11 protein-coding genes and 1 tRNA gene are annotated in these 12,536 nt (G+C 61.3%); 3 read left to right on the top strand and 9 right to left on the bottom strand.

Going from position 1 to position 12,536, the window contains the following annotated elements; all coding sequences use genetic code 11:
• From AC6FTP_RS15725 to AC6FTP_RS15700, 6 genes are all read right to left on the bottom strand, one after another.
• Positions 1-315: LexA family protein (locus AC6FTP_RS15725; RefSeq protein ID WP_497207866.1), on the bottom strand; the 315-nt coding region annotated here is incomplete at its 3' end.
• Positions 316-344: 29 nt separating this feature from the next.
• Positions 345-1,148: an SOS response-associated peptidase gene (locus AC6FTP_RS15720; protein WP_497207865.1), complete on the bottom strand. Its 804-nt coding sequence runs from the start codon at positions 1,146-1,148 to the stop codon at positions 345-347.
• A 283-nt stretch (positions 1,149-1,431) separates the two neighbouring features.
• A tRNA-Tyr gene (locus AC6FTP_RS15715) sits at positions 1,432-1,517 on the bottom strand.
• A gap of 79 nt (positions 1,518-1,596) precedes the next feature.
• Positions 1,597-2,658: a class I SAM-dependent methyltransferase gene (locus AC6FTP_RS15710; RefSeq protein ID WP_497207864.1), complete on the bottom strand. Its 1,062-nt coding sequence runs from the start codon at positions 2,656-2,658 to the stop codon at positions 1,597-1,599.
• A gap of 5 nt (positions 2,659-2,663) precedes the next feature.
• Positions 2,664-3,788, bottom strand: a complete 1,125-nt coding sequence (locus tag AC6FTP_RS15705) for an Ldh family oxidoreductase (protein WP_497207863.1) — start codon at positions 3,786-3,788, stop codon at positions 2,664-2,666.
• A 70-nt stretch (positions 3,789-3,858) separates the two neighbouring features.
• The gene (locus tag AC6FTP_RS15700) at positions 3,859-4,347 is read right to left on the bottom strand and encodes a methylated-DNA--[protein]-cysteine S-methyltransferase (protein WP_497207862.1); all 489 of its coding nucleotides are present in this window, start codon (positions 4,345-4,347) and stop codon (positions 3,859-3,861) included.
• A 117-nt stretch (positions 4,348-4,464) separates the two neighbouring features.
• Here AC6FTP_RS15700 and AC6FTP_RS15695 point away from each other — a divergent pair, with 117 nt between their 5' ends.
• Both AC6FTP_RS15695 and AC6FTP_RS15690 read left to right on the top strand, forming a co-directional pair.
• Positions 4,465-6,348, top strand: coding sequence for an ABC-F family ATP-binding cassette domain-containing protein (locus AC6FTP_RS15695; RefSeq protein WP_497207861.1), 1,884 nt, complete (start codon positions 4,465-4,467; stop codon positions 6,346-6,348).
• Positions 6,345-7,073, top strand: a complete 729-nt coding sequence (locus AC6FTP_RS15690) for a four helix bundle suffix domain-containing protein (RefSeq protein WP_497207860.1) — start codon at positions 6,345-6,347, stop codon at positions 7,071-7,073. The genes AC6FTP_RS15695 and AC6FTP_RS15690 overlap by 4 nt, the downstream gene beginning before the upstream one ends.
• Before the next feature lie 54 nt (positions 7,074-7,127).
• Here AC6FTP_RS15690 and AC6FTP_RS15685 read toward each other — a convergent pair whose 3' ends face one another.
• The gene (locus AC6FTP_RS15685; protein WP_497207859.1) at positions 7,128-7,664 is read right to left on the bottom strand and encodes an RDD family protein; all 537 of its coding nucleotides are present in this window, start codon (positions 7,662-7,664) and stop codon (positions 7,128-7,130) included.
• 62 nt (positions 7,665-7,726) lie between these two features.
• Positions 7,727-8,977 (bottom strand): glycosyltransferase, encoded by a 1,251-nt coding sequence (locus tag AC6FTP_RS15680; RefSeq protein ID WP_497207858.1) that lies wholly within the window; start codon positions 8,975-8,977, stop codon positions 7,727-7,729.
• Positions 8,978-9,035: 58 nt separating this feature from the next.
• On the opposite strand from AC6FTP_RS15680, the gene AC6FTP_RS15675 reads away from it, so the two are divergent.
• On the top strand, positions 9,036-9,911 hold the full coding sequence (locus AC6FTP_RS15675) for a 50S ribosomal protein L11 methyltransferase (RefSeq protein ID WP_497207856.1): 876 nt from the start codon (positions 9,036-9,038) through the stop codon (positions 9,909-9,911).
• 30 nt (positions 9,912-9,941) lie between these two features.
• Here the strand turns inward: AC6FTP_RS15675 and AC6FTP_RS15670 are convergent, their stop codons facing one another.
• Positions 9,942-12,455, bottom strand: a complete 2,514-nt coding sequence (locus tag AC6FTP_RS15670; protein ID WP_497207855.1) for a U32 family peptidase — start codon at positions 12,453-12,455, stop codon at positions 9,942-9,944.
• Positions 12,456-12,536: the final 81 nt, after the last annotated feature.

Below are 12,536 nucleotides of genomic sequence, written 5' to 3'. Positions count from 1 at the left end.
CTTCAGTGTCGTCTCGCCGTCAATGAGTGCGGCCACAATGTCACCATGCTTTGCCTCGCGGAATTCCATGATGACAATGTCGCCCTCCAAGATGGCCGCATTCCGCATGGAATCACCCCGGACCTTCAGCGCAAATGTCCGGGCGTTTTTCGGCAGGCGCAACGTCGTGGGGTCGATGTCGATGCAGGTATCCATGCGACCCTCTTGAAACTCGGGGCGTCCCGCGATGATGCTGCCGAGCAGAGGCACCTGATGCCGAATCCAGGAACGGGCTTCGCAAAGCCAGAGAAGCTGTGGGAGAGGGGGATGGCGCAAAGTAATCACAGTCCATCTATAACTGTTCTTTAGAACAGTTTCAAGCCCGGCAATTCATCATCCTGAACGCTAACTGCCTCCACCGATTCGCTCCCCTCCTGGGGAACGGGTGGAGCGATGGGCGCAAATACAGCCTCCGTTTTGTTCTGCGCCTGATTCGCCAGCATAGCGACACGATAAGCCTCCAGATGCTCGCTTTCATAAGGTTTGAAGAAAGCGCGAAGGTCTTCGCTTCGCCTCCCCGGTTGCAGCCAAGCGAGGGCAGATTCGCCCTCCAGAATGAGCGGGCTGCGGTCATGAAATTTCCCCATGTAGCGGCCCGGCGGCGTGGTGATGACGCTCATGGAGGTCACTACCGGACCGCTGGCTTCGTCAGTGGAGTCGTGGCTTTCCCACACATCCCAGATCCCTGCGAGCAAAAGAGGCGCACCGTCGGCACGGTGGATGAAGTAAGGCGTCTGGCGGTCCGGCCATTCGTGCCAGCCACGCACGGGGATCAGACAGCGGCGCTGCATGATCGGTCCCCGGTAGGAGGCCAGTTCGAAGACCGACTCACAGCGCGCATTGAAGGTGTGGACGAACTTCTTCGACACCTCCGCCTTGCCGCCCTTGGCCCAACTCGGCACGAGCCCGAAACGCATCCGCTCCACGCCCACCTCGCCACCATCCATCGTCAAGACATCGGCATAGTCGGTGGGGCAGATATTGTTGATCACGGGCACCTCAGATTTCTTGTCCTCCCCAGCCCTGACCTTCCGCCGCTCGACACGCAGAGCCCGCCCGGCAACGGAGAGCGCAGGGATCTTGGCGAATTGATTCAGACGGCCACACATAACTCCAGCAAAGCGGGGCACCGGATAGCGGGCAAGTCGAAGTGCGGCACATCCCTGATTGCCATGGTTTGATAAAAGGCTCAAACCTCTTCGGAATGGTGCACTGAATTGAAGTGGCTAGGAGTAAGGCTAGCGGATGGAGTAGATTCTGAGAACGAGTGCTAACAGGCTCAAACACAATCAGCCGATAAAGGTGAAAAGTGGCCCGCAAATGGCCCGCCGCCAAAAAAGAAGCCCAACTCATTGAGTTGGGCTATTCGTCATAACTCCTTCAGGATGAAAATGGTGGGTAGGGCTGGGTTCGAACCAGCGTAGGCGTAAGCCAGCAGATTTACAGTCTGCCCCCTTTAACCGCTCGGGCACCTACCCATTTCCATCCTTTCGGAAGGGCCGCGATTATGGACGACGATGCTTTCTTGGCAAGGGGCTTTTGCTCTTGTGGAGAACTTTATCTTCCACGTCGCGGGCGGGCTGCGGCGTGCTTCTGAACGTGGGCTTGTGGATGGGAACCGTGGAGCACTTTGAAGGAGCCCTGTTCGATGACGGTGCGTGCGGTTTCAAAGCACTCCTTCATCATGTTTTCATACGGCAGATGTTTGTTGGCCACGAGCCAGAGGTCGCCACCATTGCGCATGCTGGAGGCGGCGACGGTGATGAATTTGATGCCCAGCAGCGGGTCGGCATCACGTCCGTCATGGAAAGGCGGATTCATGATGATGACGTCTAACTTTCCGGCACCGAGTCCGGCGGTGACATCGGTCCAGTGCAGGCGCGGACGAATGGCGGTGGGTGTGTTGCCAAGGTTTCGGCGGATGCACTCCAGCGCGGCTCCATCGGCTTCGTAACAGTCGAGGCTGCTGATGTTCGGACAGGAGCGGAGAAGATGGTCGCTGAGGTAACCCCAGCCGCAGCCGAGGTCAGCGGCGGCACCTTTGAGACTCTTCGGCAGATGCTCGGTGAGAAGGCGGGAGCCGTCGTCGATCTCATCCCAGTGGAAAAGGCCGGGAACGGACCAGAAGCGCCCGTCGAGAACGCGGCGCATGGCAGCGGCTTCTTTCCAGGCGGTGATTTTGGCGGCATCCCAAGCCTTGCTTTTGGTGGTCCAAAAGACACGGCTGTGATGTTTCGACACGGTTTGCACTTCGCCAGTGATCTCGGCGAGCTGCTGCTCGGTGCGTTTTGCGCCCCAGTCGTTGTGCAGGGCCACGACGAGCGTACCGCCTTCGGCCAGCAGTTCGTAAGCTCGGGCGATGTCACCGAAGATCGTCTCACGCTGCCGCTCGGGCAGGAGGATGACGGTCTGGTAAGTGCCCGTGTTGTCCCGGCTCACGGTAAATCCGGCGGCTTCGAGAGCCACGGCGCGCGGCTTCCAGGGCTGCTCGCAGGTGAGGCGGCCTTGGAAGCGCTCCAGCACGGCGGCTGGCTGCGCGCGCAAGAAGAGCACACGGCCTTCGGCACCGAGTTCGGGTTGATGTTCTAATACGTAACTGAGGGCGTCGAGGGCGTGCATGGGGATCAAGGCACGTCGTAAGTCGCCAAGGCGGCGACATCGAAGCGGGCGGATTTCACTTCGTCGGCGATCTCGTTGAGGGCTTCGACTTCGGCGGTGGTGAAGAGCAGGCCGCCGGCTTTCGCGGTGTGGGCGGCGTTTTGCGCCTCGGGCTGGCCGGGCAGCATGCAGGCTTCGTTGCCGTGGCCGAGGATGTCGTCGATCACAGCCTTCACGTTCTCTTTAAAGTTACGCCCTTTGGCAAAGAGACCGCTGCTGATGGCATCGGGATGGATGACCTGGAAATAGAAGGCGCTCGTGCGCTTTTCGTCGGCAGGGAAGGGCTGGCTCTTGATGTCGGGGTGAGCACCACCGCCGCGCAGGGTCGGCAGAGATCCACCGATCATGCCACCCATGACTTCGATGAGCAGGGAGAGGCCGTAGCCTTTGTGCGCGCCGAAAGGCAGGAGCCAGGCGGCCTCATTTGGGTCCGTGGTCGGCTTGCCCGCTGCATCCACGGCAGCGCCGGGAGGGAGCGGCTTGCCTTCGCGCTTCAGCACCTGCACGCGCCCCATGGCAACCGTCGATGTGGCCCAGTCGATGACGATGGGGAAACCGCAGGCGTCCTGCGTTGGAAGTCCCCAGGAATGGGGATTCGTGCCGAGCACGGGGAACTTGCCACCGAAGGGCACCACTTCGCCGAGCGTGGAGGTGCAGTTCGTGTAGGCGATGTAGCCTTTCTTGGCTGCGTCCATCACGTAGCCGCCGCCCCAGAGGTAGTGGAAGGCATTGTCCACGCTCACCTGGCCGATGCCGTATTTGTCGGCCATTTCCATGCAGCGCTCCATGGCGCGGAAGGCCACGCTCTGGCCGAGTTTCAGATTGCCATCCCAGGCTTCACTGGCGGCGAATTTCTTGTCAATCACCTTGATCTCGGCACCGGGTTTGCAGCCGCCGGTGGCACTGCCGAAGAGGTGGTCGAGGTGCAGCGCCTTGATGGCATTGTGCGTGCGGATGCCATGCGCGCTGGCCATCTCACAGAAGCGGGCGGCGTCTTCCGCTTCATCAGCGGTGTAGCCACGGTGCAGGTAGGCGGCGCGGACGAGATCATTGTGCGCCTGGGTGGGGACGATGTGGTAGGTGGTCGGCATGGCTTGGGGCAAACGTTGGGCGCGTTGTTTGATGCAGGATGCCCGCAAATGCCAGCGGGAAGTTGCCCCACTACAGCGCGCCCTCGTGCTCCAGCAGCCAGCGTTTCCGCTCCACGCCGCCTGCATAGCCGGTCAGCGCACCGTTACTGCCGACCACGCGATGGCAGGGCACGAGGATGGAGAGGGGATTCCTCCCCACGGCGGCACCGACCGCACGCACCGCGTTCGGCGAGCCGATCTGCTCGGCCACTTGTCCGTAAGTTTGCGTCTTCCCTGTGGGGATGTCTGCCAGAGCCTTCCAGACTCGTTTTTGGAAATCAGTGCCCGTGGTGAGGGCCATCTTTGGCAGGCGTCCTTTGCCTTTCCCGGCGAAGTAATTCGCCACCCAGGTCCGCGCTGCATCAAAGCGTGCCCCATCATCGCGCTGCCAGGTCGCTGAGTCCTCCGGCCAGTGCTTCTGATCTTCGAGATACAGCCCGCAGAGGCCGTGATCCGTCGCGGTCAGGGTGATCTTGCCGAGGGGGGATTTGACGGTGGTGAAGTAGATGGGGGAACTCATGGCGATGATGGATTCTGCCCACGTCTCGCGGTGAAGTCGAGCCAGGAAAAGGGTTCTCATCGCGGGCCTGCTTTGCCTTGCGCGATCCACCATCCCCGCCCACTGAGTCGGCCCCCTATGCTTTCCGTTTCCAATGTCAGTAAGACTTATGCCGGCCGCACGCTCTTCAGCGGCGTGTCGTTTCACATCAATCGAGGCGAGAAGATCGGCCTGATCGGCCCGAACGGCGCGGGCAAGTCCACCCTCTTCAGTCTGCTCTTGCGCGAAACGACCCCCGACGATGGCCAGGTGACGATGGAAAAGGGGCTCGACTTCGGCTTCCTGCCTCAGGAAAGCGCCCCCATCGATGACGTCACCGTGCTGGAGCTGGCCACCAGCCACGTGCCCGAGCACAGCGCCTGGGAGGCGGAGCCCAAGGCCAAGCGCATCCTCAAAGGCCTGGCCTTCCGCGAGAGCGACTTCCACCGCAATGCCCGCACGCTCAGCGGCGGCTGGGTCATGCGCGCGCATCTCGCCCGGCTTCTCGTTCAGGAGCCCGACTTGCTCCTGCTCGATGAGCCGACGAACCACCTCGATCTCGAATCCCTCATCTGGTTCCAGGAATACCTCATGAGCTACCCCGGCGCGATCCTCATGATCTCGCATGACCGCGAGTTCCTGAACGCGCTGACCGATGCCATTTTGGAGATCGCTCACAGCCGCATCTATCGCTACCGTGGTAACTACGACGACTACCTCCGCGAAAAGGCCGCGCGCATGGAGCAGATGCAGGGCGCTTATGACAATCAGCAGCGCGAGATCGCGAAGATGCAGCAGTGGGCGGATCGCTTCAAAGCCAAGGCCAACTTCGCCTCCCGTGCGCAGGACAAGCTGAAGATGATCGACCGCATGGAGAAGGTCGATGCACCCATGGCGGCGGCAAAGACCGTGAAGTTCCGCTTCCCCCAGCCGCCACGCAGCGGGCAGCGCGTCATGACTCTCAAAGACGTGGCCTTCGCCTACGGCCAGTCGCCCGTGTATGAGTCACTCGACTTCGAGATCGAGCGCGGCCAGCGCCAGGTGCTCGTCGGCCCGAACGGCGCGGGCAAGTCCACCCTGCTGAAGCTGCTCGCCGGTGCCCTCACGCCGCAGTCGGGCAAACGCGATCTCGGGCATAACGTCAAGCTCGGCTACTTCGCCCAGTATCGTGGTGACGTGCTGAACATGAAGCACACCGTCCTCCAGTCCGCCATGGATCTGCCCAGCCGTCCGGGGGAAAATCTCTGTCGTACCCTCCTCGGCAGCTTCCTTTTCCAGGGCGACGATGTCTTCAAGCCCGTGGGCATCCTCAGCGGTGGTGAAAAGAGCCGCCTCGCTCTCGTCCGCCTGCTGCTCGATCCGCCGAACCTCCTCCTCATGGACGAGCCCACCACGCATCTCGACATGGGCAGCATCGATGCGCTCATCGGCGCGCTGGAGGACTATGAAGGCACGCTCGTCTTCATCAGCCATGACGTTCACTTCATCCGCGCCATGGCGCGCAGCGTCCTGCACATCGCCTCCGGCGTGCTCACGCCGTATGCGGGGGATTATCAGTATTTCCTGGATAAAACCAAGGCCACCTCCGCTCGCGAGGCCCTCACCGCCACGCTCACGAATCAGCAGCCCACCAGTTCCAGCACCTGGACCGCTCCTTCCGCTGCCGCCGCCGCGCCGAAGCGTGAAAGCTCCGGCCCGAAGAGCAAAGAGCAGCGCCGCCTCGAAGCCGAAGCCCGCGCCGCGCAGGGGAAGACCCGCAAAGGCGTCGAAGACCGCATCGCCCGCATCGAGGCCGAACTCGCCACTCTTGAGAAGAGGAAGCTCGAACTCGTCGCCCTCCTCCAGGATGGCAGCACCTACTCCGATGCCGTGAAGTTCCGCGCCCTCACCGAGGAACTCGAAGGCATCGAGCCCCAGGTCGCCAAACAAACCACCGCCTGGGAAAAGGCCACGGAGGAGCTGGAGAAGATGGCGGCGGCGTGAGCCTGCGCAGCTACAAGGTGGCTGAGGCGGTCTATGATGCCACCGTGGTCTTCTGCAATCGCTTCATCGACAAGCGCTCTCGTTCGCATGATCAGATGGTACAGGCGGCGCGCAGCGGGGTGAGGAACATCAGTGAGGGCAGCGGGGCGGGTGCCACCTCGAAGCGCTCGGAGATGCATCTGACGAATGTGGCTCGTGCGAGCCTGAACGATGAATTGCTCAAGGATTACAAGAGCTTCCTGATGCAGAACAGTCTGCGGGTGTGGCCGAAAGACTGCCGCGAGGCTCTGGCGATGCGTGAGCGCCTGAAGCACGATACCGCCCCGAATCTGCCACCCGCGAAACCGGGCCAGGTACGCCTGACAGGCTTGGCCGGACTGGCGGACTTCATCCTCAAGGCAGAGCCGGAACTGGCGGCCAATGCCATGCTCTGCGCCGTGAACCAGGCGGCCTACCTGCTGAAACGCCAACTGGAAAGCCAAGGCCGGGACTTTTTGGAGAATGGCGGCTTCCGGGAAAATCTGCATGCCAAGCGCGTGAAGGCGCGGGCAGCAGGGAAGTCAGACGGGTCTGACCCGTCCGACGAGTCTGACGCCCCGAAATGCCCGGCCTGTGGGAAGCCCATGCGCCGCCGGACTGCTGGGAAAGGTCAGCACGCCGGGAAGCCTTTCTGGGGCTGCACAGGCTACCCCGACTGCCGGGAGACGCGGGAGATTTCGGGGTAGGCAGAAGCAGAGAAAAACAATCTGGCAAAGCCTGCCCCCTTCGACGTTCCTTGCTCAGGCTCCGACCGGGCGGAGATCGACGACCTTCGTGTCGGCGATGTCGTCATGCAGCGTGTTGTGGGCCGAGCGGAAGATGAAGAGTGAATCCAGCAGCGCCAGGAAAGGCCCGATGTAGGGAATCAGGGAGACGATCTGAAGCGGCAGGATGCGGCGGAGGATGATGTGATTGCGATCCGTGGCTTCACCGCTTTTGCGCACGATGCGCAGTCCGAGAGCGCGTTTGCCGATGGTTTCGCCGACGGCGAGGTGATTCCAGTTCACCACCACCATGACGACGAATCCCACGGCTCCCCAAACCAATTGCTCGGGCTCAAAAGCCGAATTGTTTCCCTGAGAAGCTCGCTGGAAGGTGCGCGTGAAGTAGCCGGTGAACCACATGAGCGGCAGATTGATCGCCGACAGGATCAAGGCGTCCAGCAGGCTGGCACCGAGTCTCCGCCAGGGAGAGGCAAGTCGTTCATTTTTGCTGGGATCGACGGGTGGCAGAATATCGACTTGAGGTGGGGCGTAGGGATTGATGGGATCACTCATGGCGGCGGGAGTTTGAATGGGATCGTGATTCGATGTCGAGATCAAAAACCTGTCGGAGGCATTCACTTCAGACGCGCTTCGATCCATTCGGCCAAGATGGAGGCTTCACGTCGAGCCAGTGTTTTCTCCCGGCATTGCCGTGCGGAGGTGGTGAAGGAGGGTTCGCTCAGCAGTCGGTGCAGCGCGTGGCAGACTCGATCCGGTGTGAAGGTGCGCGGTGTAAGTCCTAGCCCGGCACCGAGTCGGGTGATGCGCGAGGCGTTGTCCGGCTGATCGTGCGCCATGGCCATGATGAGCTGGGGGATGCCTGCGGCGAATCCCTGGGACATGGTGCCGATGCCACCGTGATGCACGAAAGCGGCGGCGTGTGGCAGCAGCGTGGAGAAGGGGGCATACTCCACGGGCAGGATCGAATCAGGCAGGGAGGCGGGGAGTTGATCGAGCTTTCGTGTCACGAAGACGGCGCGCTTTTGCAGTCGAGTGACAGCAGCAAGGGCGACCTCGAAGAAGCTGCGCGCGTGGATGTTGGCACTGCCGGGCGTGAAGATGAGGGGCTTGTCTCCACGGGCGAGGAAGTTTTGCAAAGCCGGGCTGAGAGCCTGCTCGGTGGCGAGGTCTTCGAGCGGGAAGTCCCACTGCTGCACGCCTGCGGGCCAGTCAGGCTGTGAGGCGGCGAACCATTCGGGGAAGAGGCAGAGCGTGCCGTCCGGCGAGTGCGCCCAGTCCCACCAGAGGCTCTTCGGCGGCTGCACTCCACGTGCAGCACAGGCGCGTGCCACGGCAGGCCCGGCGAAGCGGTCCGCCGGGTTCGGCAGACGAATGAGCCAGCGTCGGAACCACAGCGGCAGTTTTTGCAGATGCTCCATGCCGGGAAAAAGGATGGGTGTCTCATGCGCGCTGATCATGACGGCGGGCTGGAGATGCACATTGATCAAAGGAATGCCCAGTGCCTCGCGCGCCAGTCTGCCGGCAAAGGCCGTGCAGGGAGCCAGCAGGAGATCAAAGGCATCTGCTGTGCCCTGGCGCTGCTCGATGGGCTGGAGGAAGGTCTCGACGCTTTCACCGGCGAACTCGAAGACCATCTTTGTGCCTTGATACAGCTTCCAGATGCGGGGATCGGCGATCAGTCGCTCGAAGACTTCGGGTTTGCCGAGCGGGATGACCTCCAGTCCAGCGGCGCGGACCGAGTCTTCAAACAAACAGGCCACGATCATCGTCACCCGATGACCGCGTGCTTGGAGCAGCCGCCCGAGCCAGAGAAAGGGGAAGACATCTCCAGCACTGCCGAAGGGGAGAAGAGCGATGTGGGCCATGGGTGTCGATGAGAGAGGCGTCAGCATCACACAGATGATCTGACAATCCACTGGCACAGTGTCTCTGCCACCGCATGATCGGCGGATGTTCGTCTGGTCCAAACTATCCTCTGAAAAATGGGCGGATGCCTGGGAAGAGCGCTTCTCCGGCAATCCTGCACTGAATCTCGTCATCACCACCGTGCCGACGAAAACCATGATCCGTGTGGAGATCTACACGGAGAAAAAGAAGGACGTCGTGGCCATCCAAAAAGAATGGGGCGGCAGTGTGCGCGAGGTGAAGCAGCAGAACTGGGCCGCGCTTTCCAAAGAGCCCATGCCGAGTATCGCCGTGCGTGACAAGCTGGTGATCGTCAGCGCCCGCACCGAGAAGGAGATCGCCAAAGAAAAGCGTGCTCATCCAGGCCGCGAGATCATCGCCATCCCGGCGGACATGGCCTTTGGCACCGGACATCACGCCACCACGGCCACCGTGCTGCGGATGCTGGTGGATGCCGCAGCAGAGCGGAAAGGCCAGCGCTGGACGATGGCCGATCTTGGCTGTGGCAGCGGCATCCTCGCCATCGCGGCGGAGAAGCTCGGCGCGGCGAAGTCCTGGGGATGCGATTTCGATCCCAAAGCGGTGCTCGTTTCCAAAGAAAATGCCCAGCGCAATGGCGCACCCAAGATCCGCTTCACCGAAGTCGATGTGCTCGAATGGGAACCGAAGGAGCAGTGGGATGTCGTCGCCGCGAACATCTTCGTGGACATCCTGGAGCAGGCTTTCCCTCAAATCGTTCGCGCGGTGAAACCCGGTGGCACATTGATGGCCTCAGGCATCCTCAAGACACAGGCTGGCCCATGCCTCAAGGTCGCCGAAAGCTGTGGCATCCGCTGGGATCGCGTGGTGACGAAAGGCAAGTGGCTGTCAGCGACGGGACGCAAAGCTGGCTGAGTGAGATCAGCTCCTGTTTGCCGACATTTCTCAAATCAGTTCCGCCATGGTGCCTCTCGTCACACCGAGCTGGGATTGCGCCTTGAGATCGCGCCAGATGACTTCACCTGCACGGCTGCCGCGAAGGAGCGCCTGATAGGTTTCGAGGATGCGTTTGGTCTCGGGGATGTCCTGCTCCAGCAGCTCGACTCGGTAATGTCGCAACCCTGCCTGCATCAGTCCGGTGAAGAACTGGGCACCGGTTTGCGGCACGGCATTGAAGAGGGTGTTTCGGCAGCCGACATCGGCCTTCAGCGGATGCTCCATGCCGACGCGGTCACGCAGGCGGACCTTGTGATGGTCGCAGGGGCGGCCGCAGTTCGTGAAGTCGGTGCCTTTGGAAAGGAATGCGGCGAAGGCGCAGTGCTCCATGTGAAACATGGGCATGTGCTGATGCAGGGTGATCTCGAACCACTCCGGCGGCGCACTGGCGAGCAGGTCGAGCACTTGCTCAATGTTCAGATCGTAGCTGATGGTGAGCCGCTCCAGTCCGGTCTGCTTGAGGAAGTCGGCGGTGAGTGGGTTGGAGACGTTGAGGGAGAAGTCGCCCGTGATCGGGATGCCGACATCGCGGAAATACGAGATGGCTCCGAGATTGCGGATGAGCACGCCATCAGGCTCGGCACGCTCGATGAGCTTGAAGAAGCCTGCCTCGCTTGATTTCTGGATGCGCGGGGTGGCGAGGTAAAGCTTCGCACCGCTGCCATGCTCACGCACGCGCTTCACGACATCGGCATAACGGCGGATGTCTTCGTAGTCGGCGTAGAGATGAGTGATGCCGCAGGCGAGAGCGGCGTCGATTTGCTCATCGGTTCGGCAAAGGACGTGGAGGGTGGCGGATAATGACGAATTCCGAATTCCCGAATGACGAAGCAATGACGAATCGTGAACTGCAACTGCCTCTGGTTGTTCGCCTAGTGGGGGCAAAAGAGAACGATAAGTGTCTGTGATAGGCGGATGAGCCTTGAAGGCCGACGACTCGTCGGCGCTCCATGCATCCACCAGCGCACGGCGCATGCGGTTGAGTTCGCTGACGGGCACGATGACTTCGCCTTCGAGATGTGTTTCGACTTCACCGAGTTCGAAGCTTGTGCCGCCGAGTCTGCCGAACTGCTCTTTCAAGCTCTCCAGCGTGAGCGGACGCTTCGCAGCCACTTCCAGCGCCATGCGTGACGTGACCTTGACCTCTTGGCCTTTGGCCTGCACGACAAGCGGCTCACCCGCTTTGCCCGATACCACCAAATCCAACCGCGTCTTCTTCCTCAGCGGAATCTCTCCCTGGAAAGATTGCCGCAGCTTTTGCTCCAGCACTTGATCGCCCGTTTTGAAGACTCTCATGCCGGGGCGGATGTATTGGGAACGCAGACGCCCTCGCTGGAAGTCGAGCCAGCGTCCGCGGATGCCGTAGATGCGGCCGCCTTGTTCGTCGTTGGTGTCCTTGAGGTTCTCGAACACGACGCCATCGCCATTCTTGAGATGATCGGGCACGGCTTCGAGTTGGATGCTGTCCTGCTCCACAGCGGTGACGTTGCCGACGAAGTAGCCGCGCTTCTTGCCATACATGGCGCCGACGAGCTGCTGGTGATTCACTCCATGCATCCAGCCGGAGAAGAGACCTCGGGAAAAGGTCATTTCCAGCTCGTAGCGATCCTCTTCCGTAATGACTTCGGAGAGGTCCTTGTCCGCCAAAGCGGCGTCGATGGCTTTGCGATACACGCGAGTGACGGCGGAGACGTATTCGGGAGTTTTGAGGCGACCTTCGATCTTGAAACTGCGGATGCCGAGCTCGATGAGGCGCGGGATTTCATTCACCGCCGAGAGATCCTGTGGGCTGAGGAGATAGCGCTTGTCGCCGAGGTCACGCAGTTCGCCATCGACGATCATTTCATACGGCATGCGGCAGGCCTGGGCGCACTCACCACGATTGGCGCTGCGACGTCCGAGCGATTCGCTGGTGAGACACTGGCCGCTATAAGCGACGCAGAGTGCACCGTGGACGAAGACTTCCAGCGGGAGCTGTGGCGAGTCATTGGCTTTGAAGCGTTCCAGTTCGCGCAGGCTCAGCTCACGCGAGAGCACGGCCTGATCAATGCCGAGCGTGTTCGCCAGTTCGAGCCCCTCGGGCGAGGTGATGGTCATCTGCGTGCTGGCGTGCAGACGCAAACCAGGAGTGAGCGCCTTCACCATGCGGGCGAGTCCGAGGTCCTGCACGATCACGGCATCGACGCCTGCACTTTCCAGAGCGCGGAGCTGTGTTTCAGCGTCGGCGAGTTCACCGGTGAAGATGAGCACGTTGAAGGCGCAGTAGCCTTTGACGCCGTGCTTGTGGAGGAAGCTCATCAGCTCCGGCAGATCATCCGGCGTGAAGTTGTCCGCACGCATCCGCGCGTTGAATTTCGGCAGACCGAAGTAGATGGCATCCGCCCCGTTCGCGACGGCTGCACGCGCGCACTCCCAGTTTCCGGCGGGGGAGAGAAGTTCAGGCAGATGGAAGGGGCGTGGCATGGGCTCTCAATCGGACTGAAAATTGAGAACTGAAAACTGAAAATTGGAAAATGCGGGCTCTAGCTCGTAGTTCGGCCTTTA

The organism is Prosthecobacter sp. (genome assembly GCF_044378005.1).
Taxonomy (GTDB): Bacteria; Verrucomicrobiota; Verrucomicrobiia; order Verrucomicrobiales; family Verrucomicrobiaceae; genus Prosthecobacter.
Note: the sequence above shows the minus strand (reverse complement) of the source record. Positions and strands in the feature narration are given on the sequence as shown.

Coding starts and splice junctions, on each gene's coding strand:
- AC6FTP_RS15720 (WP_497207865.1), bottom strand. CDS start 1,148: ATGTGTGGCCGTCTGAATCAATTCGCCAAGATCCCTGCGCTCTCCGTT.
- AC6FTP_RS15710 (WP_497207864.1), bottom strand. CDS start 2,658: ATGCACGCCCTCGACGCCCTCAGTTACGTATTAGAACATCAACCCGAA.
- AC6FTP_RS15705 (WP_497207863.1), bottom strand. CDS start 3,788: ATGCCGACCACCTACCACATCGTCCCCACCCAGGCGCACAATGATCTC.
- AC6FTP_RS15700 (WP_497207862.1), bottom strand. CDS start 4,347: ATGAGTTCCCCCATCTACTTCACCACCGTCAAATCCCCCCTCGGCAAG.
- AC6FTP_RS15695 (WP_497207861.1), top strand. CDS start 4,465: ATGCTTTCCGTTTCCAATGTCAGTAAGACTTATGCCGGCCGCACGCTC.
- AC6FTP_RS15685 (WP_497207859.1), bottom strand. CDS start 7,664: ATGAGTGATCCCATCAATCCCTACGCCCCACCTCAAGTCGATATTCTG.
- AC6FTP_RS15680 (WP_497207858.1), bottom strand. CDS start 8,977: ATGGCCCACATCGCTCTTCTCCCCTTCGGCAGTGCTGGAGATGTCTTC.
- AC6FTP_RS15670 (WP_497207855.1), bottom strand. CDS start 12,455: ATGCCACGCCCCTTCCATCTGCCTGAACTTCTCTCCCCCGCCGGAAAC.